The organism is Antarctobacter heliothermus, assembly GCF_002237555.1.
GTDB classification, from domain to species: domain Bacteria; phylum Pseudomonadota; class Alphaproteobacteria; order Rhodobacterales; family Rhodobacteraceae; genus Antarctobacter; species Antarctobacter heliothermus_B.
In genome coordinates, this window is the sequence record NZ_CP022540.1 from 3,007,578 (window position 1) to 3,029,817 (window position 22,240).

At 62.2% G+C, this 22,240-nt stretch carries 24 protein-coding genes; 21 read left to right on the top strand and 3 right to left on the bottom strand.

Annotated elements, in window-relative coordinates; all coding sequences use genetic code 11:
• Positions 1 to 27 precede the first annotated feature (27 nt).
• The 13 genes from phnF to ANTHELSMS3_RS14405 all read left to right on the top strand — a co-directional run bounded on the left by phnF (position 28) and on the right by ANTHELSMS3_RS14405 (position 10,834).
• Positions 28 to 747, top strand: coding sequence for a phosphonate metabolism transcriptional regulator PhnF (gene phnF / locus ANTHELSMS3_RS14345; RefSeq protein WP_094035462.1), 720 nt, complete (start codon positions 28 to 30; stop codon positions 745 to 747).
• Entirely contained in the window at positions 747 to 1,190 is a 444-nt protein-coding gene (locus tag ANTHELSMS3_RS14350) for a phosphonate C-P lyase system protein PhnG (protein ID WP_094035463.1), read from the top strand. Before phnF ends, ANTHELSMS3_RS14350 begins: the two co-directional genes overlap by 1 nt.
• Positions 1,190 to 1,726 (top strand): phosphonate C-P lyase system protein PhnH, encoded by a 537-nt coding sequence (phnH, locus tag ANTHELSMS3_RS14355; protein ID WP_094035464.1) that lies wholly within the window; start codon positions 1,190 to 1,192, stop codon positions 1,724 to 1,726. The genes ANTHELSMS3_RS14350 and phnH overlap by 1 nt, the downstream gene beginning before the upstream one ends.
• A complete protein-coding gene (locus tag ANTHELSMS3_RS14360; RefSeq protein WP_094035465.1) occupies positions 1,726 to 2,790 on the top strand; it encodes a carbon-phosphorus lyase complex subunit PhnI in 1,065 nt (354 codons plus the stop codon). The genes phnH and ANTHELSMS3_RS14360 overlap by 1 nt, the downstream gene beginning before the upstream one ends.
• A complete protein-coding gene (locus tag ANTHELSMS3_RS14365; protein ID WP_094035466.1) occupies positions 2,787 to 3,698 on the top strand; it encodes an alpha-D-ribose 1-methylphosphonate 5-phosphate C-P-lyase PhnJ in 912 nt (303 codons plus the stop codon). Before ANTHELSMS3_RS14360 ends, ANTHELSMS3_RS14365 begins: the two co-directional genes overlap by 4 nt.
• A complete protein-coding gene (locus ANTHELSMS3_RS14370) occupies positions 3,695 to 4,489 on the top strand; it encodes an ATP-binding cassette domain-containing protein (protein ID WP_094035467.1) in 795 nt (264 codons plus the stop codon). Before ANTHELSMS3_RS14365 ends, ANTHELSMS3_RS14370 begins: the two co-directional genes overlap by 4 nt.
• On the top strand, positions 4,486 to 5,205 hold the full coding sequence (locus tag ANTHELSMS3_RS14375) for a phosphonate C-P lyase system protein PhnL (RefSeq protein WP_094035468.1): 720 nt from the start codon (positions 4,486 to 4,488) through the stop codon (positions 5,203 to 5,205). Before ANTHELSMS3_RS14370 ends, ANTHELSMS3_RS14375 begins: the two co-directional genes overlap by 4 nt.
• Entirely contained in the window at positions 5,192 to 6,364 is a 1,173-nt protein-coding gene (locus ANTHELSMS3_RS14380; protein ID WP_094035469.1) for an alpha-D-ribose 1-methylphosphonate 5-triphosphate diphosphatase, read from the top strand. Before ANTHELSMS3_RS14375 ends, ANTHELSMS3_RS14380 begins: the two co-directional genes overlap by 14 nt.
• A 123-nt stretch (positions 6,365 to 6,487) precedes the next feature.
• Complete coding sequence (gene phnC / locus ANTHELSMS3_RS14385) at positions 6,488 to 7,303, top strand: phosphonate ABC transporter ATP-binding protein (protein ID WP_094035470.1); 816 nt, start codon at positions 6,488 to 6,490, stop codon at positions 7,301 to 7,303.
• 32 nt (positions 7,304 to 7,335) lie between these two features.
• A complete protein-coding gene (gene phnD, locus ANTHELSMS3_RS14390) occupies positions 7,336 to 8,256 on the top strand; it encodes a phosphonate ABC transporter substrate-binding protein (protein ID WP_094035471.1) in 921 nt (306 codons plus the stop codon).
• 94 nt (positions 8,257 to 8,350) lie between these two features.
• Positions 8,351 to 9,292, top strand: coding sequence for a phosphonate ABC transporter, permease protein PhnE (gene phnE / locus ANTHELSMS3_RS14395; protein WP_094035472.1), 942 nt, complete (start codon positions 8,351 to 8,353; stop codon positions 9,290 to 9,292).
• A complete protein-coding gene (gene phnE / locus ANTHELSMS3_RS14400; protein WP_094035473.1) occupies positions 9,289 to 10,146 on the top strand; it encodes a phosphonate ABC transporter, permease protein PhnE in 858 nt (285 codons plus the stop codon). The genes phnE (ANTHELSMS3_RS14395) and phnE (ANTHELSMS3_RS14400) overlap by 4 nt, the downstream gene beginning before the upstream one ends.
• A gap of 79 nt (positions 10,147 to 10,225) precedes the next feature.
• Positions 10,226 to 10,834: a DapH/DapD/GlmU-related protein gene (locus tag ANTHELSMS3_RS14405; RefSeq protein ID WP_094035474.1), complete on the top strand. Its 609-nt coding sequence runs from the start codon at positions 10,226 to 10,228 to the stop codon at positions 10,832 to 10,834.
• A gap of 316 nt (positions 10,835 to 11,150) precedes the next feature.
• Here the strand turns inward: ANTHELSMS3_RS14405 and rsgA are convergent, their stop codons facing one another.
• Entirely contained in the window at positions 11,151 to 12,191 is a 1,041-nt protein-coding gene (gene rsgA / locus ANTHELSMS3_RS14410; protein ID WP_094035475.1) for a ribosome small subunit-dependent GTPase A, read from the bottom strand.
• A gap of 262 nt (positions 12,192 to 12,453) precedes the next feature.
• On the opposite strand from rsgA, the gene ANTHELSMS3_RS14415 reads away from it, so the two are divergent.
• From ANTHELSMS3_RS14415 to mltG, 3 genes are all read left to right on the top strand, one after another.
• Complete coding sequence (locus ANTHELSMS3_RS14415) at positions 12,454 to 13,251, top strand: glycosyl transferase (protein ID WP_094035476.1); 798 nt, start codon at positions 12,454 to 12,456, stop codon at positions 13,249 to 13,251.
• 210 nt (positions 13,252 to 13,461) lie between these two features.
• Positions 13,462 to 14,724: a beta-ketoacyl-ACP synthase II gene (fabF, locus tag ANTHELSMS3_RS14420; RefSeq protein ID WP_094035477.1), complete on the top strand. Its 1,263-nt coding sequence runs from the start codon at positions 13,462 to 13,464 to the stop codon at positions 14,722 to 14,724.
• A 6-nt stretch (positions 14,725 to 14,730) separates the two neighbouring features.
• Complete coding sequence (gene mltG / locus ANTHELSMS3_RS14425) at positions 14,731 to 15,888, top strand: endolytic transglycosylase MltG (protein WP_094035478.1); 1,158 nt, start codon at positions 14,731 to 14,733, stop codon at positions 15,886 to 15,888.
• Between the two features lie 173 nt (positions 15,889 to 16,061).
• Here mltG and ANTHELSMS3_RS14430 read toward each other — a convergent pair whose 3' ends face one another.
• Together ANTHELSMS3_RS14430 and soxR are read right to left on the bottom strand one after the other, a co-directional pair.
• Positions 16,062 to 16,406 carry an MmcQ/YjbR family DNA-binding protein gene (locus ANTHELSMS3_RS14430; protein ID WP_094035479.1) on the bottom strand — a complete coding sequence of 115 codons (345 nt, stop codon included), beginning with the start codon at positions 16,404 to 16,406 and terminating at the stop codon, positions 16,062 to 16,064.
• 24 nt (positions 16,407 to 16,430) lie between these two features.
• Entirely contained in the window at positions 16,431 to 16,886 is a 456-nt protein-coding gene (gene soxR / locus ANTHELSMS3_RS14435; RefSeq protein WP_094035480.1) for a redox-sensitive transcriptional activator SoxR, read from the bottom strand.
• Between the two features lie 93 nt (positions 16,887 to 16,979).
• Between soxR and ANTHELSMS3_RS14440 the strand changes: the two genes are divergently transcribed.
• The 5 genes from ANTHELSMS3_RS14440 to ANTHELSMS3_RS14460 all read left to right on the top strand — a co-directional run bounded on the left by ANTHELSMS3_RS14440 (position 16,980) and on the right by ANTHELSMS3_RS14460 (position 22,224).
• On the top strand, positions 16,980 to 17,357 hold the full coding sequence (locus tag ANTHELSMS3_RS14440) for a VOC family protein (RefSeq protein ID WP_094035481.1): 378 nt from the start codon (positions 16,980 to 16,982) through the stop codon (positions 17,355 to 17,357).
• A gap of 203 nt (positions 17,358 to 17,560) precedes the next feature.
• The gene (gene cysS / locus ANTHELSMS3_RS14445) at positions 17,561 to 19,015 is read left to right on the top strand and encodes a cysteine--tRNA ligase (protein WP_094035482.1); all 1,455 of its coding nucleotides are present in this window, start codon (positions 17,561 to 17,563) and stop codon (positions 19,013 to 19,015) included.
• 91 nt (positions 19,016 to 19,106) lie between these two features.
• Complete coding sequence (cimA, locus tag ANTHELSMS3_RS14450) at positions 19,107 to 20,732, top strand: citramalate synthase (protein ID WP_094035483.1); 1,626 nt, start codon at positions 19,107 to 19,109, stop codon at positions 20,730 to 20,732.
• Positions 20,732 to 21,457, top strand: coding sequence for a class I SAM-dependent methyltransferase (locus tag ANTHELSMS3_RS14455; protein ID WP_094035484.1), 726 nt, complete (start codon positions 20,732 to 20,734; stop codon positions 21,455 to 21,457). Before cimA ends, ANTHELSMS3_RS14455 begins: the two co-directional genes overlap by 1 nt.
• Complete coding sequence (locus ANTHELSMS3_RS14460) at positions 21,454 to 22,224, top strand: squalene/phytoene synthase family protein (protein WP_094035485.1); 771 nt, start codon at positions 21,454 to 21,456, stop codon at positions 22,222 to 22,224. The genes ANTHELSMS3_RS14455 and ANTHELSMS3_RS14460 overlap by 4 nt, the downstream gene beginning before the upstream one ends.
• Positions 22,225 to 22,240: the final 16 nt, after the last annotated feature.

Here is a 22,240-nt window from a genome sequence, read left to right on the forward strand (position 1 = left end):
GCGAAAATTCATTCGGATGATTGACACATGAACAGAGACCGCTGGCGCGAAATCCGCGCACTGATCGAGCAGGACATAATGGACGGCGTGATGGAGCCGGGGGCCAAACTGCCCACCGAACCGGAGTTGATACAGCTCTATAATGCAGGGCGCCATACGGTGCGCCGCGCGGTGACGGAACTGGCCAAGGCCGGATACCTCAGCGTTGAGCAGGGGCGTGGCACCTTTGTGCAGGCCCGCCCGATGATCGACTATGCCATTGGACGACGCACGCGCCTGAGCCGTAACCTTGACCCTAAAGGGATCGATGTCTCGGGCGAAACGCTTGGATATGACCTGGTCCCCGCTTCACCGCGCGTTGCCCGCCTGTTGGGGGTGGCTGAGGGGGCAGAAGTCGTGGCCACGCGCCGCCGGTCCATGGCGGACGGGGTGCCGGTGAATATCGGTTTGATCTATCACGACGCCGCGCGGTTTTCGGAGTTTGCGATCCGCCGCCGCGCCATGGGGTCGACCACCGCCGTCTACGAATCTTATGGCATCACGGACTATCTGCGCGGTCAAACCCAGATCCATGCCCGCCCCGCCCGCGGTGAGGAGCCCCGTCAGCTGCATCAGCACGCCGATATGCCGGTTTTGGTGGTGCGCGCGGTGGACACGCTTCTGGACGGCACGCCCATCGCCCACAGTGAGGTGATCTGGTCTGCGGCAAGGGTGAAATTCAGCTTTAATCTCGACGAGGACGATTGATGACCCAATGCATCGGCACAGCGCCGGACCATAACCACGAGCATATGCTGAGCGTTCTGGCGCGGGCTGATGCCACGCGGCTGAAAACCTTTGTAGAGCCACTGATCGCCGATCTTGGCGATATCGAAGTGCGCGAGAACCGGACCGGGCTCGTGATGCTGCCGATGCGCGACACCGCACAGGGAACTCATTTTCACCTTGGCGAAGTGCTGGTCAGCGAAGCGCATATCACGGCCGCCGGGTGCGAAGGATATGGGATGCGCCGAGGCCGCGATCTTGAGGCCGCAATGGCCATGGCCATCGTCGACCTTTGCGCGGCGATGGGGCTGCATCGCGATGTCTGTGCCGATTTCGTGGCAGCAGAAGCGACTACGCAGGCCGATGACGATCACGAAACCCTGCGCCGGGTTGAGGCCACTCGCGTTGATATGGAGACGTTCTGATGCTGGCTGCACCCGTTCCCTCAGAATTTGAAAGCCGCTGCAACGCGACCTTTGATGCGTTGATGTGGGCATTGTCGCGGCCAGGAATGTCGCGCGACCTGCACGATACGGGGCAGGCGCAGATTGTCGATGCGCTGATCGACCGTGAATGCGCAATCTATTGCGATACGCCCGAACGCACACAGCATGCCGCGCGCAGTGGCGCCGCACCGGTCTCAAAGGACGCAGCAGAGTACCTGTTTCTCGAAAACCCTGTCACGCCGGACCTGTTGCCGAGACTGCGCCAAGGGTCGGACCTGCACCCCGAGGAGGGTGCAACTGTAGTACTGAATGCGACGCTGGGCATCGGGCAGGATCTTCGTCTGACCGGTCCGGGGGTCGACGGTTCGATCGACATCCGTGTCGCTGGTCTGCCAGACGGCTTTTGGCGGACGCGGGCGCAGGTGATGCGCTATCCCATGGGGTTCGAGATTTTTCTGGTCGACGGCGCGCGCATCCTTGGCGTGCCCCGGTCGACCGTTGTGGAGGTGCTGTGATGGCCTATGTCGCGACCCGTGGCGGAGAACGCGCAATTGAGCAATCGCAGCGGTTGTTCAAAGAGGAAATGGGCCCGATCACGCCCGAGCGCGTAGCCGAGGTGCGCCGCGCTTTGCCCTATCTGATTGATCGCGTGATGGGCGAAGCTTCGCTGTACGATGAAGATCTGGCTGCGCTGGCGCTGGCCCAGACCGGCGGCGAAAGCTATGAGGCAATCCTGTTATTGCGTGCATGGCGCACGACGCAACCGCGTCTGGCGGTGGCCGAGCCGGTGACGCAAGAGACCCTGTTCACCCACCGCCGTATCTCTGCCGCTTTCAAGGATATTCCCGGAGGGCAACTGCTGGGACCGACGCTGGACTATGCCCACCGTATTCTGGCCACCGAGGTGCTGGAGGGCGATACGCATGTGCCCGCCGCCGTGACCCCGGCCGACACTCCCGCACCGGCGCAGCAGCCATCGGTCGCGGCGTGGCAGGCGGCGAACGGCCTGCTGACTGCTCCCGAGGCGGACCAGACCCTTGGCAATGCCATTCCCGATGTCACACGCGAACCGCTGCTGTTTCCCGCCAAGCGTGCTCATACCCTGCAATCGCTGGCGCGGGCGGAAACCGGCGGCGTGCTGGCGCTGGGCTATGCGGCGCAGCGCGGCTATGGGCAGGCCCATCCGACCGTCAACGAACTGCGACTGGCCGAGGCCGAAATTGTGGTGAAACACCCGCGCGGCACGCAGTTCAGCGCCGGGCGGGTCAAGGTTTCGCAGGCAGAGGTGGTGTCTAAGCAGGGCCGCGAATTGGGGCTAGGCTTTTCGGCAACGCTGGGCTGGAACGAGGTCAAGGTGATCGCCGCCGCCACGCTGGACCTGAACGCCAAGGGCGCGCCCAAAGGGGCGGCGACGGAAGAAGAGTTCTTTCTCTATCACACCGAAGGCGTCGAAAGCTCAGGCTTTTGCATTCATTTCAAACTGCCCCACTACGTCACATTCCAATCCTCGCTGGACGCCATGCGCGACGCGCGCAGCACGGCCGCAGCAAAGGACAAGCAACCGGAGCCTGCCGAATGACCCTCAAATCCCTGACACGCGACTGGGAGCCGATGGCCTACGGTTTTCTCGACGGGTCCGCCAAGCGCGAAATCCGCCGCAAGATGCTGAAGGCAATTGCCGTGCCCGGCTGCCAGATGCCCTATGCCAGCCGAGAGGTGCCCATGGCGCGCGGCTGGGGCACTGGCGGGCTGCAGGTGTCCTGCACGCTGGTGAATCCCCGGACCCGGATCAAGGTCATCGACCAAGGCGCAGATGACAGCGTCAATGCCGCCTCGATCCGCAAGTTTCTGGCGCGCGTTTCAGGCGCGCCCGTGACCACCGACACGCTAGAGGCGGACCTGATCCAATCGCGCCACCGCATCCCAGAGGAACGGCTGCGCGCCGATCAGGTGCTGGTGTTGCAGGTTCCCAACCCCGAGCCGCTGAGGTCTGTGCAACCCAACATGTCCATTGCTCGCCAGATGCATGCCGACGCCGATTACGGGCGGATGTGGCTGCAACTATATGAGCAGATCGTGCGGGCAGGGCGGGTGATGCAGGGCGCGTCCTATCCGTCGATGGTCAATGGCCGCCACGTCATGACGCCCTCACCGATTCCGCGCTGGGATGTGCCAAAGCTGCACATGGCGCAGCACCTGACGCTGCTGTCGGCGGGCCGCGAAAAGCGGCTGCACGCGGTGCCGCCCTTTACCCGGGTCGAGCCGTTGACCTTTGACGATGTGGCCTACCGGGTCGAGGATCACGCGGGCTTGACCTGCCACAGATCTGGCGCGCGCGGCTATTTCATGAACGAGATTCCGCAGGCTGACGGTTCTTCGCTGCACGAAGTTTCGGACAGCGACCTGGGCGTCAAGGTAATCCGCCGTGGCGAAGGCGATCCGGTGCAGATCGGAACAACCTGGTACAGCAACGGAGAAATGACATGAAAACCATGGACGCCCCCCGTCTGGTCAAGACCCGTCCGCTGCTGACCGCGCAGGGCCTGTCGCTGAACTATGGGTCTGTGCAGGCCATGCGCAATGTGTCCGCCACCGTTTTTCCGGGCGAGGTGCTGGGTATCGTCGGCGAAAGCGGTTCGGGCAAATCCACTTTTTTGCGCTGCCTCAACCTAGAGGAAACGCCGGATACGGGCAGCTATACGCTGGACCTGCCGGACGTGCAGGGCAACCTGTTCGACCTTGACCGCTATGCGCGGAGGATGCTGTGTGCGACCCGGATCGGGATCGTTTACCAGAACCCGCATCTTGGCCTGCTGATGCAGCATTCCTCGTCGGGCAACGTGGCCGAGCGGTTGCTGGTTGCGGGCGAACGGCGGTTCAACGTCCTGCGTGACAAGGCGCGCGGCGCACTGGACGCATCAGAGTTCCCTCTGGAACGGATGGACGCCCCGCCCATCGATCTGTCCGGCGGCATGCAGCAGCGGGTGCAGCTGGCCAAGGCAATTGCGCTGGAACCGGCGCTGTTGCTGCTGGACGAGCCGACCACCGGGCTGGACGTCAGCGTTCAGGCTTTGGTGCTGGACACGTTGAAACGGCTGCAACAGGACCGCCAGATCACCATGGTCATCGTCAGCCACGACCTCGGCGTAATCCGAACGCTGGCCGACCGCGTCATGGTGATGCGACGCGGCGAAGTGGTCGAGGCCGGCCTTGCCGATCAAGTCTTTCAAGACCCGCAACACGCTTACACACAACAATTGGTGCACGCAAAGCTATGACCCGGATTCTTGACGTACGCGGCCTGTCCAAAGGCTTTGACATGCACCACCTTGGCACGCATATGGCGGCCTTTTCCGACATTTCCCTGACGTTGGATGCGGGCGAATTCCTGCTGCTCAAGGGGCGCAACGGGGCAGGCAAATCCACGCTGCTGCGGACGCTGTACCGCAGCTATTTGGCGGCCAAGGGCGAAATCCTGTTCCATTCCTCACACGGGGTGATCGATCTGGCCCGCGCTGCGGATGTGGATGTGACCCATTTGCGCCGGACCGAGATCGGCTTTGTCACTCAGTTCCTGACCGCGCGCCCGCGTGTCAGCGCCGAGGCGCTGGTGGCCGAGCCACTGCGCCTTGCCGGACACGACGCCGGGGACGCGCTGGAACGGGCCCGGCACTGGCTGGCGGCCTTTGGCGTCAAACCTGCCCTCTGGCCCGCTTATCCCACCACGTTTTCCGGCGGTGAACAGCAAAAGGTCAATTTGGCCCGCGCGCTGATCCTGCCACAACGGCTGCTGCTGCTGGATGAGCCGACGGCCTCTCTGGATGCTTCGGCTCGCGCGGCCCTGATCGACCGGCTGGCCGAACTGAAACGTCACGGCACGGCGATGGTCGGGGTATTCCACCATCCCGGCGACGTGGCGACCCTGATCGACCGCGAGATCGACTTGACCCCCGACGCCCCCCAAAAGGAGATCCGAGACGATGTGGCTGTCTGATTTTACCCTCGTCCTGCCTGACACGGTGCAACGCGGATCGCTGCGGATCGAGAATGGCCGGATCACCGAAATTATCGACGGCTCAGTGTCCGGCGGCATCGACGGTCGCGGCCACACGATCTTTGCCGGTTTCATCGACATGCATGGCGACATGATCGAACAAGAGCTGGAACCGCGCGCCCGGGTGGATTTCCCAATGGACGTGGCGTTGAACGCATTGGACGCCCGACTGGCGGCCAGCGGTGTGACGACGGCCTATGCCTCGGTCTCGTTCTCTCGCTCGGCGGCGCAGGGCGAGAGGCGGTCCTATGAGCATACGTCGCAGGTGATCCGGGCGTTGCATGGCGCGCGGCAGGGATGCCGGGTGGATCACCGTATCCATGCGCGATTTGATATCACCTTTGACAATGCGGTCGGCGTACTGGCGCAATTGCTTGAGGATGGTCAGGTCGACCTTGTGTCGCTGATGGACCACACACCGGGGCAGGGACAGTATCGCAACCTTGAAATCCACATCCGGAACAAGGCCGCGCAGAACGGCATCTCGGTCCCCGAGGCACGACAGATCGTGGCGCAATCCATTGCCGACCGGGACCGACCCCAAGAGGTGCTACTTGCCAACATGCGCACCGTGGCGCGGCTGTGCCGAGAACACGGCGTCGCGCTGGCCAGCCATGACGACGACACCGTCGAAAAGGCACAGTTGATGGCCGATTTGGGGGCGGTGATTGCGGAATTCCCGGTCACACATGAAGCCGCGCAGGCCGCTATCGCCACGGGAATGATGACTGCCATGGGCGCTCCGAATGCCATGCGCGGACAAAGCTATTCCGGCAATCTATCCGCGCGGCAGGCGCATGCCGAAGGTCTGTTGTCGATCTTGGCTGCCGATTATCACCCGGCGGCGATTCTACCCGCGATCCGCCGCCTGGCCGAGGTCGACGCCAACGGTCTTGCAGGCGCTGCGCGTCTTGCCACAGTGAATCCGGCCAAGGCGCTTGGCCTTGCCGACAGGGGTGCGATTGCGCCCGGCAAGCGGGCAGATCTGGTCATCGTGGATGACCGTGACCGCGTGGCGCTGACCCTTGGCGATGGCTGCGTGGTCTATTCCAACGGCACCATGGAAACCGCGAGCGAGGCATTGCGCACGGTCGCCTGAATAATCTGTTAGGAAACCTTCACGCACGGTTTGTGGACTTGTTACGCACACCAGATACGAAAGCCCCAAACACATTCATCCGGATGATTGGCCCGATAAAGTCGGGCGAAGGGGGCCACGACCATGACCGCGACGCTAAGCCTGAAGAATCTGTCCAGAGAATTCGGCACCACCACCGCCGTGGACAACGCTACGCTGGATATCAATCCAGGTGAGTTTGTCGGTGTCATCGGGCGGTCCGGAGCGGGAAAGTCCACCATGCTGCGTTTGATCAACCGTCTTGTCGACCCCACTTCGGGGTCGATTTCCTTTGACGGGGTCGAGATCACGGCGCTCAGGGGACGCGCCTTGCGCAATTGGCGACGCGATTGCGCAATGATTTTTCAGCAGTTCAACCTTGTCGACCGGCTGGACGTGCTGACCAACGTGCTGATCGGGCGGCTGGCCGAACACGGGTTCCTGTCATCCATGGCCATGTCGTTCTCCGACGCCGAGCGAACCATGGCCATCGAGGCGCTGGACCGGCTCGACCTTGTACCGCAGGCACTGCAACGCGCAGGCACACTTTCCGGTGGCCAGCAACAACGTGTGGCCATCGCCAAGGCGCTAGTGCAACAACCTAAAATCATGCTGGCGGATGAGCCGATTGCCTCGCTCGACCCGGCCAATGCCACCCGAGTCATGGACGGGCTGAAGCGGATCAACAGCGAAGACGGTCTGACCGTGTTGGTCAACTTGCACACACTGGACACCGCACGCGCCTATTGCGACCGCATCATCGCCATGCGGGCGGGCCGCGTGATGTTCGACGGCACTCCCAATCAGCTGACCGATGACGTGGTGCGCGACATCTACGGCATCGAAGGGCTGATGGAATTCAACGAAGCGGTCACCTCTACCTCTGCCCGGGCAACCGGCAGGGTGTTTGTGCCCAGCTGACTCAACGACAACGCAACCAAGGGGATACAACCATGCGTTTCATTACCGCCACCGCACTTGCTGCACTGATCGCCGCGCCAGCTTTGGCCCAAGGCTGGAAAGACGACTATCAGGTCGTGAAATTCGGCATCCTGTCCAGCGAAAACGAAAAAGACCGCCTGATGCGCAATGAGCCACTGCGCGCCTATCTGGAAGAAACGCTGGGCGTTTCTGTCGAGATCTTCACCGCTGGCAACTATGACGGCGTGATCCAGGCCATGGCCGCCAACCAGATCGAGGTCGCGCGCCTTGGGTCGTCCGCCTACGCTGCGGCCTACACGGCGACAGACGGTAATATCATCCCGACGCTGACCAGCGTCGCCAAGGACGGCAGCACTGGCTATTACTCGGTCGTTCTGACGCGTTGCGACAGCGGCATCAAGAACCTTGAAGATGCCAAGGGCAAGATCCACGCCTTTGCCGATCCTGACAGCACTTCGGGCTATGCCGTGCCCTACTTCAACATGGTCGAGCGTGAAGGCTTCAAGCCCGAAGAACATTTCAAAAGCGTCGTCTTTTCCGGTAGCCATGAGGCGGGCGTCACTGGTGTGGTGAACGGCACCTTCGATACCGCCGCGACCTATCAGGACAACGACGTCTCGGGCATTTACCAGCGCATGGAAGACAAGGGCATGATCGAGCCCGGCCTGATCTGCAAGATCTGGGAAAGCCCGGAAATCACTTCTGGTCCTTGGACGTTCAATGGCAACCTGCCCGCGGACATGATCGAAGAAGTCACCGCCGCCATTGAAAGCTTTCCGAAAAATGACCCGGAAGGCTACAAGCTGTATTCCTCGTTTAATCCCGAAGACGCAAATCCTGAAAACGGTTTTGTCCGCGTCGACCATGACCGCTATCAGTGGATTGTCGACATGCGCGACTGGATCAAAGACCACCGCCGCTCGGGTTCGTGATCCCAATGCCGGGCGGGCTTGCTGCCCGTCCGGCACCGCGCTGAAAAGGGTGGGCAAATAGCCCACCCCGATTTTTCTCCGACCGGAGCGGACCATGACCGCAACATCCGACTTTCACGCCGAATCCGCACGCGGCGACGGCACGATTGCGCGTTTCGAGAACGCCTACGCCGACCAGCGCCGCCGGGCGCAGCGCGCCTGGCTGATCGGCACAGTGATCTTCATGATCGTCTTTGCCTTCACCGCCTGGATCGGCGATTTCTTCAAGGTTGCCCAAGTGACCATGCCGGATGGATCGCGTGAATGGCGCTGGATCATCCCCGCCGGGCTGCCACGACTGGGTGAATTTATTGTAAAAATGATCCCATCGCTAAGCTGGGACAGCCTGGGTGCGGATCTGGCCAACTGGTTCTGGCGCTGGAAAACTTGGCTTGTCCTGCTCGTCGAGACCATCCAGATTGCATTCATGGCGACCGCGCTGGGTGTCGTCGGTGGGTTTGTCCTATCGTTTCCCGCCGCCCGCAACCTGAGCCCCAACAAATGGGTTTTGTTCCTCACCCGCCGCTATCTGGAGATCGCGCGCACGGTGCCGGAACTGGTCTGGGCGCTGATCTTCGTCTTCTGCTTTTCCGTCGGCCCCATGGCCGGGGTCATGGCCATCGGCCTTCACACCACCGGCGCGCTGGGGAAACTCTATTCGGAAGTGAACGAAAACATCGACATGCGCCCACTGGAGGGCGTCAAGGCGGCTGGTGGAACATGGTTTGACCAAATCCGTTATGGCGCGGTGCCGCAGGTACTACCCAACATCATCAGCTACACGTTGCTGCGGTTTGAAATCAACGTGCGCGCCTCGTCGATCATCGGCTACGTCGGCGCGGGCGGTTTGGGCCAAGAGTTCCGCACCGCGATGAGCTTTCAAGAATACACCGACCTCTCGGCGCTGTTCATCATCATCTTTGTGACCGTGATGGTGATCGACTACGGCTCGGAAAAGCTGCGCCACCGGGTCATTGGCATGGAGGCACGGCCATGAGCCTGACCACTGACCAGATCGACGCCGCCCGCGCCCGCGTGCCGCTGGCCTTTCGCGACCCACTGCCGGTTCGCTTGCGTCGCTACGTCCTGTGGAGTTTTTTCATCGGGTTGTTCTGCTGGTGTCTGTACGACTTCAACATCACGCCCGCGCGCATCTGGGAGGGGCTTGCCCGCTTTGGCACTGTTGCCAGCTTTATGTTCCCGCCCCATATCTGGACGGAATGGGAACCGTTCGCGGATGTTCTCAACGGATTGGGCGAAACCTTGGCTATCGCCTTTCTGGGCACGCTGCTGGGCGCGGTCTTTGCCTTCCCGCTGTCGTTCCTGGGTGCCAAGAATATCAATCGGCTGAACTTCCTGCGGTTGTCGACGCGGCGCGGCTACGACGTCATACGCGCCATCGAGACCCTGATCCTTGCCTTGATCTTTATCCGCGCCTTTGGTCTGGGGCCGCTGGCCGGTATCCTGGCCATCGCCGTCAGCGAGATCGGCACCTTTGCCAAGCTGTTCTCCGAAGCGATCGAAAATACCTCGTCCAAGCCGGTTGACGGGGTCAAGGCATCGGGCGGCTCGCGTCTGCAACAGATCCGCTTTGGCATCGGCCCGCAGGTCAATCCGGTACTGCTGTCAATCCTGCTGTACAACTTTGAATCCAACGTCCGGTCCGGCACCATCCTTGGTATCGTCGGTGCCGGGGGCATCGGTTTCCTGCTGTCCGATCGCATCGCCGCCTACAAATGGGACGAAGCGTGGTCCATTATCTTCCTCATCATCGCAATGGTCTACTTGATCGATTGGCTTTCGGGCTTGATCCGCAGCCGGATGATTGGCGCGCAGTCGCTTACAAAATGATTGGTTTTTCTATGACATATCTCTGTGATGCGATCGTTGAGGTCCGATCGGAAAGAGCCGCAATGACCAAGGTGTCGACATGAAACGCCTCTCTGAAGTCGCCACCATCCACCCCGAGGCCAGCGTTGTGGATTGCACGCTGGGTGCTTGGACTGAAGTCGGGCGGGGCACGCAAATGCGTGAATCCACGATGGGGGATTGGTCCTATATCACCCAAGATTGCAACGTGGTGTGGACGACCATCGGCAAGATGTGTTCGATTGCCAATGCAGCCCGGATCAATCCGGGGAACCACCCCACATGGCGCGCCATTCAGCATCATTCGGTCTACCGAGCCGAAGCCTATGGTTTGGGCGAAGACGATACCGAGTTCTTTGGCTGGCGCAGGGCCGATCATGTGACCATCGGGCATGACGTCTGGATCGGGCACGGTGTCACGGTCACGGCAGGCGTAACCATCGGTGACGGTGCCGTGGTTGGCGCTGGTGCCGTCGTGACCCGCGATGTGGCACCTTATACTGTTGTTGGCGGCGTCCCGGCCCGGGTCATCAAGCATCGATTTGACGCTGCTCAGTCAGAGGCGCTTCAGGAAATTGCGATCTGGGACTGGTCGCGCGAAAAATATAGGGCTGCATTGCCGGACATTCGCGATCTGAACATCGATGCCTTCATCGAAAAATACGCCTGAGGCCGGCATTTTCGACTCAATCGGACGGATATGAGGATGTGTCCGCTCCTTGGCGGCATTCGCGCCTTCGCAATGGAAAGTCGTCGTATTGGCTCAGGACGAAACACGCGCCCGGATGGGCTGATTGTTCAAGCGGCCATCGGGATGAGGGTTTGTCGACACGCACCGGGGCGTTGAAGGCAAGACGTGCCCGGTGGATGAGTGCCTAGTATGCCAGGGAGCTGTCTTGGCCGGGCCGTGGATGCCAGCCACCACAGGACAATGCTACTTTCCCATCAAGTGCGGACAGGGTGGCCCCTGTCCGCATCCGTGTCTGTCAGGCGGTGTCGCCGGGGGTCCGCTTGCGCTTGCTCTTGGACACGGCCTCTTTCACGACCCGGTTGAACGCTTTGCCGCGCGCGCGCGCTTCGGCCACCGATTCAGAGTTGTGACGATCCTCGCGCAGCAGTTTTCCCCAGCGGGTCAGGCGGTCGGCGTCCAGATCTCCGGCGGTAATGGCGGCTTGCACGGCGCAGCCCGGTTCGCCTTCATGTGCGCAATTTCGGAAACGGCAGGTCAACGCCAGTTCCTCAATGTCGTCAAAGACCGCGCTGATGCCGTCGCCCACATCGGCCAACTGCAATTCGCGCATTCCCGGCGTATCGATCAGCCAACCGCCCGCCAGCGTCGGCGCAAGGCTGCGGTTTGTTGTGGTGTGGCGGCCTCTGGCATCATCCTCGCGGATGCCGCGTGTGGCGGCGTCCCCACCTGTCAACGCATTGCGCAAGGTGGTCTTGCCCACGCCGGATGAGCCGACAAGCGCGAGCGTTTGACCGTTCTTACACCAAGGCGTCAGGCGGGCGACCTCTTCGGGATCGCGGGCGTTCAGGCTGATCGCGGTAACCAGCGGCGACAGGCGCTGCGTCTGTCGCAGGTAGGTGTCCGCGTCTTCGGCCATATCGGGTTTGGTCAGCACGATAAGCGGCAGGCAGCCGCCGGAATGCGCCAGAGCCAGATAGCGTTCCAGCCGCGCCACGTTGAAATCCGCGTTGCAACTGGTGACGATGCCCAGCGTGTCGACGTTTGCTGCGATGCGCTGAATCCTGACGTCGCGTCCGGCGGCCCGGCGGGTGATGTCGCCGGTCGGGGTCAACCGTCGCACCGCGTGGGTGGCGTCGCTCAGAACCCAATCGCCCACAACATAGGTTCCAGTGGATTCTGACGGCAACAGGTCAGCCTGACCCGCAAGGGTCACGGCGCGCAGCCGGTCGCGGTGAACCTCGGCGATCCGGGCAGGGGTCAGGCCCGTATCCTCTGGCGTCAGTTGTCGTGCAAAATGGTCCGACCATCCAAGGCCGGTCAGTGTTTCATCTGTCAATGTGATAAATCCCGTTCAGACATGCAAATGGACCCGCTGTCAGCGGCCCGGTGTGCGTGCACGGGCGGCGAGCTGTTGGTCAGCGCGCGGCCCGGAGGGGTGATGCAATCTCCATCTTGTCCTCCGTCCAGTTGGGTCTGGATCGACATTAGACGCGGCGCGCCTCCGCTGCAAGCGCCGGTGTCAGTCACCGGTATCAAGCGCTGGTATTTCGGGGCCTGCGTTGTTATCTGCCGCGCAACAGCAAACGCAGGGGTGCGCGATGTCACCGATCAACGTCATGTGCATCAAATGGGGGACGCTGTTTGGTCCCGAATACGTCAACCGGCTGTATTCGGGGGTGCGACGGAACCTGTCGCGCCCGGTGCGGTTTCTTTGCATGACCGAGGACAGCGCAGGGTTTCACCCGGACATCGAGGTGTTGGACCTGCCGGTAGAGCCCTTTGCAGAGCCGATGAACGCAGCCCTTGCGGTGGCCAACCGCCAGGGCGCAATGCGCAAGACTTCGCTATTCCGGCCCGATCTGGTGCCAGACCTTGAGGGGCCGGTGCTGGGCTTTGATCTGGACGTGGTGATCACCGGGTCGCTGGACGAGATCCACGACCTTGCGCCCGGCACGGTGGCGATGCGCCACGACTGGACCGAAAAGCGCAAGGGGCGGCCAACTGGGCATGGATCGGTGTTCCGCTTTGATCCGGCGCTTCATGGGTTTCTCTACGAGGATCTGGCTGCCAACCCCTATGCAGAGGTCGAAGAGGCGCGCGGGTCAGAGCAGCGCTATACCTCGCACAAGGCGATGGGGCGGGATGTTTTTACCTATATTCCAGACCCTTGGGTCGTCTCGTTCAAGTATGATTGCAACCCGTTCCCGGGTAACTATTTGCGCGCGCCGCGCTTGCCCGCAGATGCCCGGGTTGTCTGTTTTCACGGGCATCCCAAGATGCCAGAGGCCATCGCCGGTTATAGTGGGTCGGTGATCCGCCATGCTAAGCCTTGCGATTGGCTGCAGGATCACTGGGTCACGCGGGCACGCGCCGATCTGGGCAGCGACTGGGCCTGAAGGACGGGTACGGCGCTCTTTCGGCTATGCCGAAAATCGCCCCGCCCACCGTCCCCGGCCGCTGGCCCCGTGGCAGAGGACGCGGGCTTGGTCCGCGAAATCCCGCTTTGACCGGCTGACAGGCGGCGATCACGCGGCCCGCTGCACTTGCCCCCATGTGTCAAGGCGCGGTAAGAGCGAAGGAAAGAGCGAACCGAAAAGGGCAGGCGCATGACACGTCGCGTAGTTGTCACCGGGCTGGGGCTGGTCACGCCACTGGCCTCCGGAGTGGAAGAAACATGGTCGCGGTTGCTGGACGGACAGTCCGGCGCGGGCACGATCACCAAGTTCGACGCCAGCCATCTGGCCACGACCTATGCCTGTGAAGTGCCCTATGGCGACGGCACTGACGGCACCTTTAATGCCGATGACTACATGGACAAGAAAGAACAGCGCAAGGTGGATGAGTTCATCCGCTTTGGCATCGCGGCCGCCGAACAGGCGGTCCAGGATGCAGGCTGGACGCCTGAGGACGAAGAGGACCGCCTGCGCACCGGCGTCATGATCGGGTCGGGTATCGGTGGTCTGAATTCCATCGCGGAAACCGCGCTGTTGATCCGTGACAAGGGTCCGCGCCGCGTGTCGCCGTTCTTTATCCCCGGCGCGCTGATCAACTTGATTTCCGGCAATGTGTCGATCCGCTACGGCTTCAAGGGGCCGAACCACGCGGTTGTGACCGCGTGTTCCACCGGCGCGCATGCCATCGGCGATGCGGCGCGACTGATCAAATACGGCGACGCCGACGTGATGATTGCGGGCGGTGCAGAGGCGGCCATTTCAGAGATCGGCATCGCCGGGTTCAACGCCTGCAAGGCGCTGTCGACCAAACGCGGCGATGATCCGCAAAAGGCCAGCCGTCCCTATGATGCTGACCGCGACGGATTTGTCATGGGCGAAGGCGCGGGCGTCGTGGTGCTGGAAGAATACGAACACGCCAAGGCGCGCGGTGCTAGGATCTACGCCGAGGTTTGCGGCTACGGGTTGTCGGGCGACGCCTATCATATCACCGCGCCCTCGTCAGACGGGGACGGCGGCGAGCGGTCGATGCGGGCCGCGCTCAAGGATGCGGGCCTGACGCCGGATGCGCTGGACTATATCAACGCGCATGGCACCTCGACCATGGCGGACACCATCGAACTGGGCGCGGTAGAGCGTATGTTGGGCGATGCGGTGTCCAAGGCCACCATGTCCTCGACCAAATCGGCGACCGGGCATCTGCTGGGCGCGGCGGGCGCGATCGAGGCGATCTTTTCGATCCTCGCAATCCGCGATCAAGTGGCCCCGCCGACCATCAATCTGGACAATCCGGCGGTCGAAACACCCATCGACCTTGCGCCCAACGCCAAACGCGAACGCGAGATCACCTATGCTTTGTCGAACTCTTTCGGCTTTGGCGGTACCAACGCCAGCGTGATCTTCGGCAAACCGGAGTAAATCCACATGTGGCGCAGTATCGCCTCGAACGCGCTGACCTTTCTGGTTGTCGCGCTGTTCCTTTTCGGCGGCGTCCTGATCTGGGGCCAGTCCGAGTATTCGGCCGAAGGGCCGCTTGACGCGCCGATCTGCCTTGAGGTGCCGCGCGGCACCAATATGCGCGCGGTGTCGGAAGACCTGTCAGAGCAGGGCGCGGTGTCTAGTGCGATGATCTTTCGCCTAGGCGCGGATTACACCGATAGGGCGCAAGAGTTGAAAGCGGGCAGCTATCTGGTGCCGGAACACGCCTCGATGACCGAGATCACCGATATCGTCACGCGTGGCGGGGCCTCGACCTGTGGGACAGAGGTGGTGTACCGGATCGGGGTCACGCGCGCCACGGTGCAGGTGCGTGAGATCGACCCGGCGACGGGCCGCTATGAGGAACGCGCCAGCTTTGACCCCGGTGAGGGGGATATCCCCGAGGTGTACACCCGCGTCAAGCAAGCGGGCGACACGCGCTACCGCGTGGCTCTGGCCGAGGGTGTGACCAGCTGGCAGGTGGTCGAGGAGTTGAAACAGATCGACGTTCTGGAGGGCGCGGTGGACGTGCCGCCAGAAGGCAGTCTGGCCCCCGACAGTTATGAGATCGGGCAAGGCGACAGCCGCGCCGATGTCATCGCACGGATGCAGCAGGCGCAGGAGGTGATCCTTGCTCAGGCGTGGTCAAACCGCGCATCTGGCCTGCCATTGGAAAGCCCGGAAGAGGCGCTGATCCTTGCCTCGATCATCGAAAAGGAAACCGGTGGTCCGCAAGAGCGGCGCGAGGTGGCCAGCGTCTTTGTGAACCGTCTGGAAAAGGGCATGCGCCTGCAAACCGACCCGACGGTGATTTATGGCGTGACTGAAGGGCAGGGCGTGTTGGGTCGGGGACTACGGCAGTCCGAACTGCGTAGGGAAACGCCGTGGAACACCTATGTGATCAACGGGTTGCCGCCGACACCCATCGCCAACCCCGGCCGCGCCAGTATTGAGGCAGCGCTGGACCCGGCGAACACGGACTACATCTATTTCGTGGCCAAGACGCTGAACCCTGCGGATGGGCATAACTTTGCCGTCACGCTGGATGAGCATAACCGTAACGTGGCAGCGTATCGCGCGCTGGAGGCGGCGCGCGACCAGTAGCGGCCCGCGTGCCGTGGGCGTGATCCGGCGGAGCGCGCTGACGCGCGCGCTGATTTATCCGTCCGGCGGCCTGCGGCCTTTGGTCGGGCGATTGGCGGGCCGTTTCGGCGAGGTATTACGCTTCAAGGCTCACCAGCAAACAGACACTCCGGGAAGGGGCGCGCGCGTTTAGGTTAGTGGCCCGAGACAGCGCGCTGCGCTTTCTTGGTGAGGTTGGAAAGGACGATCTGGTAGGAGGTTTCGATCCGGTCACGCAGTTCCTCTGGGGGGATGGCGTTCCAATCCACCTGCACCCATGAGCGGTGGAAATAGGGCGCGCGGGCGGCGCGCTGCATGTCGATCAGCAGTTGGGCATCTGCGATCGACGGGGTTTTGACCGAAACGCCGCCGCCCATGCTGCCGATGCAGGCGAACATCTTGCCGCCCACCTTCCACGCGTCATGGCCGCCGCCCCATGGGTCGGACCAGTCTGCGCCGGGCAAGCTCCGGCAAATGTCGTTGACGATGTCCCGGCTCATACAGAGAGCATGGCCTGCACGCGGCTATTCGTCCAGCGGCCGATCCCCCATCAGGTAGCGTGGGCCAGCCCCTGCGCGGGCGGCGCGGTCCTCTGGGTTGTAAAGCTGGCAGCTTTGCAAGGATAGGCAACCGCAGCCGATGCAACTGGCCAGCCGCTCTCGCAGAGCGGTCATGCGGTCGATGCGCGCATCCAGCACCTGCCCGAAGCGGCGCGAGATCCGGGTCCAGTCCGCCTTGGTCGGTGCGCGGTCCAGCGGCAGGGTCGACAGTTCGGTCCGGATTTCAGCAAGAGTAAATCCAAGTTGCTGCGCGATCATCACAAACGACAGCCGCCGGACATCGGCCCGTTGATAACGCCGCTGCCCGCCTTCGTTGCGGTCGGGAAAGACCAATGATTCGGATTCGTAGTGGCGGATGGCGGAGGGGGCCAGCCCGGTGCGTGCCGAGATATCCCCGATCGTCAGACCATGTTTTTTCATCCCTCTGATAATCCGTAATTTATTGTCATTGACCTAAAGTATACTTGAAGTGTGATCCTGTCGCCATCTTCAACAAGAACAAGAGGTGCAGCAATGGCACGATTGGAACACGTCAACATCACCGTCCCAGACGCCAAGGCGACGGCGGCGTTCCTGACCCGGCTTCTGGGCTGGCAGATCCGTTGGGAGGGAGACTCTCTCAATGGCGGGTATTCTGTGCATGTGGGAGAGGCGGACAGCTATCTGGCGCTGTATTCGCCGAAGACGATAGTGGCCCCTGCCGGACCGCGCTACGTCAACAGTGCCGGGTTGAATCATATCGGCATCGTGGTGAACGATCTGGACGCGGTAGAGGCGCGGGTGCGTGATCTGGGGTATGAGACCCACAACCATGCGGACTATGAGCCGGGCCGCCGGTTTTATTTCGACGGGCCGGATGCGGTGGAATATGAGATGGTCTGCTACGACTGATCCCAATGGTGGCCGAGAGGCGGGGCTTGGCGTCCTGCCTCTGGTCTGCTATCACCGCGCCATGACGACCGCCGCACACACACCCTGCTGTATTATCTGCTGACATCGGTCGGGTTTCCCCCGGCCAACGGCGGGACGGTCCTCTATTCCAATCCATCATGAGAGTTGCTAGGCCCGCCGCAACATTTGCGAAGGACGAGGCTATGGACATTCGCTTTACCAATTCCCGGACCCGGAAGAAGGAAATCTTCCGGCCGATCGACCGGACGAACGTGCGGATGTATCTCTGCGGCCCAACGGTCTATGACCGCGCCCATCTGGGTAACGCGCGGCCCGTGCTGGTGTTCGACGTTCTCTACCGCTTGCTGCGTCACGTCTACGGTGCCGATCACGTCACCTATGTGCGCAACTTCACCGACGTGGACGACAAGATCAACGCCACCGCGCTGAAACGTAAAGAGGCGGGGGCGGCCGGGTCTTTGGAGGATTTGGTACGCGAACGGTCGGATGAGACGATTGGTTGGTATCACGCCGACATGGACGCCTTGGGCGCGTTGCGACCGGATCACGAACCGCGCGCCACCGGTTATATCGGTGAGATGGTCGCCATGATCGAGACCCTGATCGCGCTCGGCCACGCCTATGCGGCGGAGGGCCATGTGCTGTTCTCGGTCGAGAGTTACGCAGGCTATGGCGCGCTGTCTGGCCGGTCGGTCGAGGACATGATCGCCGGTGCCCGGGTCGAGGTAGCACCTTACAAGAAAAATCCGATGGACTTTGTCTTGTGGAAGCCGTCTACGGACGACTTGCCGGGATGGGAGTCTCCCTGGGGGCGTGGACGACCGGGGTGGCATATCGAATGCTCTGCGATGAGCCACGCGCTGTTGGGTGAGAGTTTTGACATTCACGGCGGCGGCAATGACCTGACCTTTCCGCACCATGAGAATGAGATCGCCCAGTCGAAATGCGCGCACCCTGAGGGGGATTTCGCGCGCGTCTGGCTGCACAACGAAATGCTGCAGGTCGAGGGCAAGAAGATGTCCAAGTCTTTGGGCAACTTCTTTACGGTGCGGGATTTGCTTGATCAGGGCATTCCTGGAGAGGTGATCCGGTTTGTGATGTTGTCGACGCATTACCGCAAACCGATGGACTGGACGGCGGAGAAGGCGCGTGAGGCTGAAGCCATACTGCGCAAGTGGCGCGGCCTTGCTGTCGGTGCGCGTGCGACCAATGACGTTAGCCCTGATGTTCTGGCAGCTTTGAAGGATGACTTGAATACCCCGAAAGCAATAGCAGAACTGCATAGCCTTGCAGACAAGCTCAATCGGACTCAGCGTTCAGAGGTTCCTCAAGGCGATGTCGATCAGTTTACTGCTTCTGCAGGCCTGCTTGGGCTTCTAGAAGACAACTCAACGATGGGATCTTGGATTTTTGGTGGTGCTGTCGACAAAGCGGCGGTCTCACTATTGTTAGAGAGTTTTGAAAGTAAGCTGTTCCAGGCTCGATCAGAGGCCATGAAGACCAAGGATTTCTCCGAGGTCGACAAGTTGAAAGCCGCGCTGATCGCAACAGGGGTCGAGGTGCGCATGTCCAAGGCGGGCGTGGAACTGGTGCCGGGCGCAGGGTTTGATGCGGCCAAGTTGGAGTCATTGGAATGAGCGGTTCGGTCGCGGCAATGGACGGGTGCGAGGGGCCAGCCCCTCGCGCTCCCCGGGATGTTTTTGGACAAAAGAAGGCAGGGGCGTGGTGATGGGAAAAGAACGACTCTCCCTCTACGACACCACATTGCGTGACGGGCAGCAGACGCAGGGCGTGCAGTTTTCGACTGCTGAGAAGCTGCGGATCGCGGCGGCGCTGGATGCGCTTGGCATTGATTATATCGAGGGCGGCTGGCCAGGGGCGAACCCGACCGACAGCGCCTTTTTCGACGAGGTGCCCAAGACCCGTGCCACTTTGACTGCCTTTGGGATGACCAAGCGGGCCGGGCGCTCTGCCGCCAATGATGAGGTGTTGGCCGCCGTGTTGAACGCCGGCACGGCTGCGGTCTGCTTGGTGGGCAAGACCCATGATTTCCACGTCACCACGGCGCTGGGGATCACGCTGGAAGAGAACATCGCCAATATCGCCGCGTCGGTCTCACATCTTGTGGGGCAGGGGCGCGAGGCGCTGTTTGATGCCGAGCATTTCTTTGACGGCTACAAGGCGAATGCGCCCTATGCGCTGGACTGCCTGCGCGCCGCTTTGGAGGCGGGTGCGCGTTGGATCGTGCTGTGTGATACCAATGGCGGGACTTTGCCGCATGAAATCGGGCAGATTGTGCGCGATGTGATTGAAAATGGGGTGCCGGGGGACCGATTGGGCATCCACACCCATAACGACACTGAAACAGCAGTGGCCGGGTCTTTGGCGGCTATCATGGCCGGCGCGCGGCAGGTTCAGGGCACGCTGAACGGGTTGGGCGAACGCTGTGGCAATGCCAATCTGACGGCGCTGATCCCGACCTTGCTGTTGAAAGCGCCCTATAAGGATAAGTTCGAGATTGGCGTCACCGATGAGGCGCTGGCCGGGTTGACCCGCACCAGCCGGATGCTGGACGACATCCTGAACCGGGTGCCGCAAAAGCAAGTTGCCTATGTTGGGGCCTCGGCTTTTGCACATAAGGCTGGGCTGCACGCCAGCGCGATCCTCAAGGATCCAACGACCTATGAGCATGTCGACCCCGCGCTGATGGGCAACCGCCGCGTGGTGCCGATGTCCAATCAGGCGGGGCAGTCGAACCTGCGCAGGCGGCTGGGCGAGATGGGGCTGGAGGTCGACAAGAGCGAGCCGGCGCTTGCCCGTATCCTTGACCGCGTCAAGGAATTAGAGAGTGAGGGGTATTCCTATGACACCGCGCAGGCCAGTTTTGAGCTGCTGGCGCGGGATGAACTGGGACTGCTGCCCGAGTTTTTTGAGGTCAAACGCTACCGGGTGACGGTCGAGCGGCGCAAGAACAAGTACAACAAGATGGTGTCCCTGTCCGAGGCGGTGGTTGTCGTGAAGGTAGACGGCGAAAAGAAGCTGTCTGTGTCGGAATCGATGGACGAGGCGGGCAATGACCGCGGCCCGGTCAACGCGCTGTCCAAGGCATTGGCAAAGGATCTGGGCCGTTACCAAGAGGCGATCGACGACATGCGATTGGTCGACTTCAAGGTGCGCATCACGCAGGGCGGCACGGAGGCGGTGACGCGCGTCATCATCGACAGTGAGGATGGGCAGGGGCGTCGGTGGGCCACCGTCGGTGTCAGTGCCAACATCGTGGATGCCTCGTTCGAGGCGCTGCTGGACGCGGTGCGCTGGAAGCTGGTGCGCGACGGTGAGACAGGGGCTGCCTGATGGACTGGAGAACGTTTTTCGAGGTCCACAAAGACCTGCCGCGTGAAGGTCCAGGTACGTCAGGGGATGTGATCTGGGCCACGGATCTGGCGGGGTTGGCCGAGGGGGCGGTGATCTGCGATGCGGCGGCCGGGCCAGGGGCGGATGTGGATGCTTTGGCACAGGCCGTGCCGGGCGCGCAGGTGCTGGCTTTTGATAAACAGACGGCGTTTGTCGCGCAGATGACTGCGCGTTTTTCCGGTGCGCCGAATGTCGCTGTCCAGCAGGCCGATCTGGCGCAGATTGCCGACCTGCCGCAAGCCCCGTTTGACATGATCTGGTGTGCGGGAGCGTTGTATTTCCTTGGTTTGGATCAGGGGTTGCAGATCATGCGCCGCGCGCTGAAAGCGGGCGGCGTGCTGGCGTTTTCCGAGCCGTGTTACTTTACCGAAACGCCCGGCCCAGAGGCGCGCGCCTTTTGGGACGGGTATCCGACCCGTGACCGGGCGGGCATCGCTGCGGCTGTGACGGCGGCGGGATTTGAGACCCTTGGCGCCCGGGATGTCTCCGACGCGGGCTGGGAGGCCTATTATCAGCCGATGGAGGCGCGCATCGCTATGTTGCGCGCAAAGGGCGATCAGGGCCTGACAGAGATGTTGGATATGTGCGCCAAGGAAGCACAGGATTGGCGCGCTGTGCGAAGCCAGACCGGTTATCTGCTCAGCGTCGCGCGGCGGCTGTCATGAATTTTGAACCGGGCAGCGACCTGTACGCCTGTGCGCAGATTGTCGAGCGAGGTGATCCGGAGCGGTTTGCCGCGGCGATGGCGTCGCCGGTGTCGGCGCGCGCGGTGCTGTTTCCGCTGTATGCCTTCAATGTCGAAGTGTCGCGCGCGCCATGGGTGACGCAGGAACCGATGATCGCGCGGATGCGGCTGCAATGGTGGCACGATGCGCTGGGTGAGATGGCCTCGGGCGGATTTGTGCGGCGGCATGAGGTGGTGACACCTCTGGCGCAGGCACTGGCCGGTGTGGATGTGGTCCCGTTGCAGGCGACGATAGATGCGCGGGAGGCCGATCTGGACCGCGCGCCCTTTGCCGATGAGGCGGCCTTGTTGGACTATCTCGACAAGACGTCTGGCGGAATTGCCGTGGCCGCACTGGTCGCACTGGGAGCCCCGCGTGAGCGGGCGGACTCGGTCCTGCCGATTGCGCGTGGTGCGGCTCTGGTGCGGTATCTTCAGGCGGTGCCGGAACTGGAGGCGCGCGGTAAGCTGCCCTTGCCGGACGGTCGGCCAGAAGCGCTGGCGCGGTTGGCACAGGCGCGCCTGACTGAGATGCCGCGCAGCCTGCGGGCGCTGCGGCGGTCCTTTGGTCCGGCGGGCGCGGCGCTGCGGGAGTTTGCGTTGGCGCGACCCCTGTTGCAGGTCGTTGCACGGGATCCGGGGGCGGTGGCCGAGGGCCGCCTTGCGCTCAGCGAGTTCAGACGCCGCTGGGCGCTGCTGCTGGGTTGAGCCTGTCGGGGTAAGG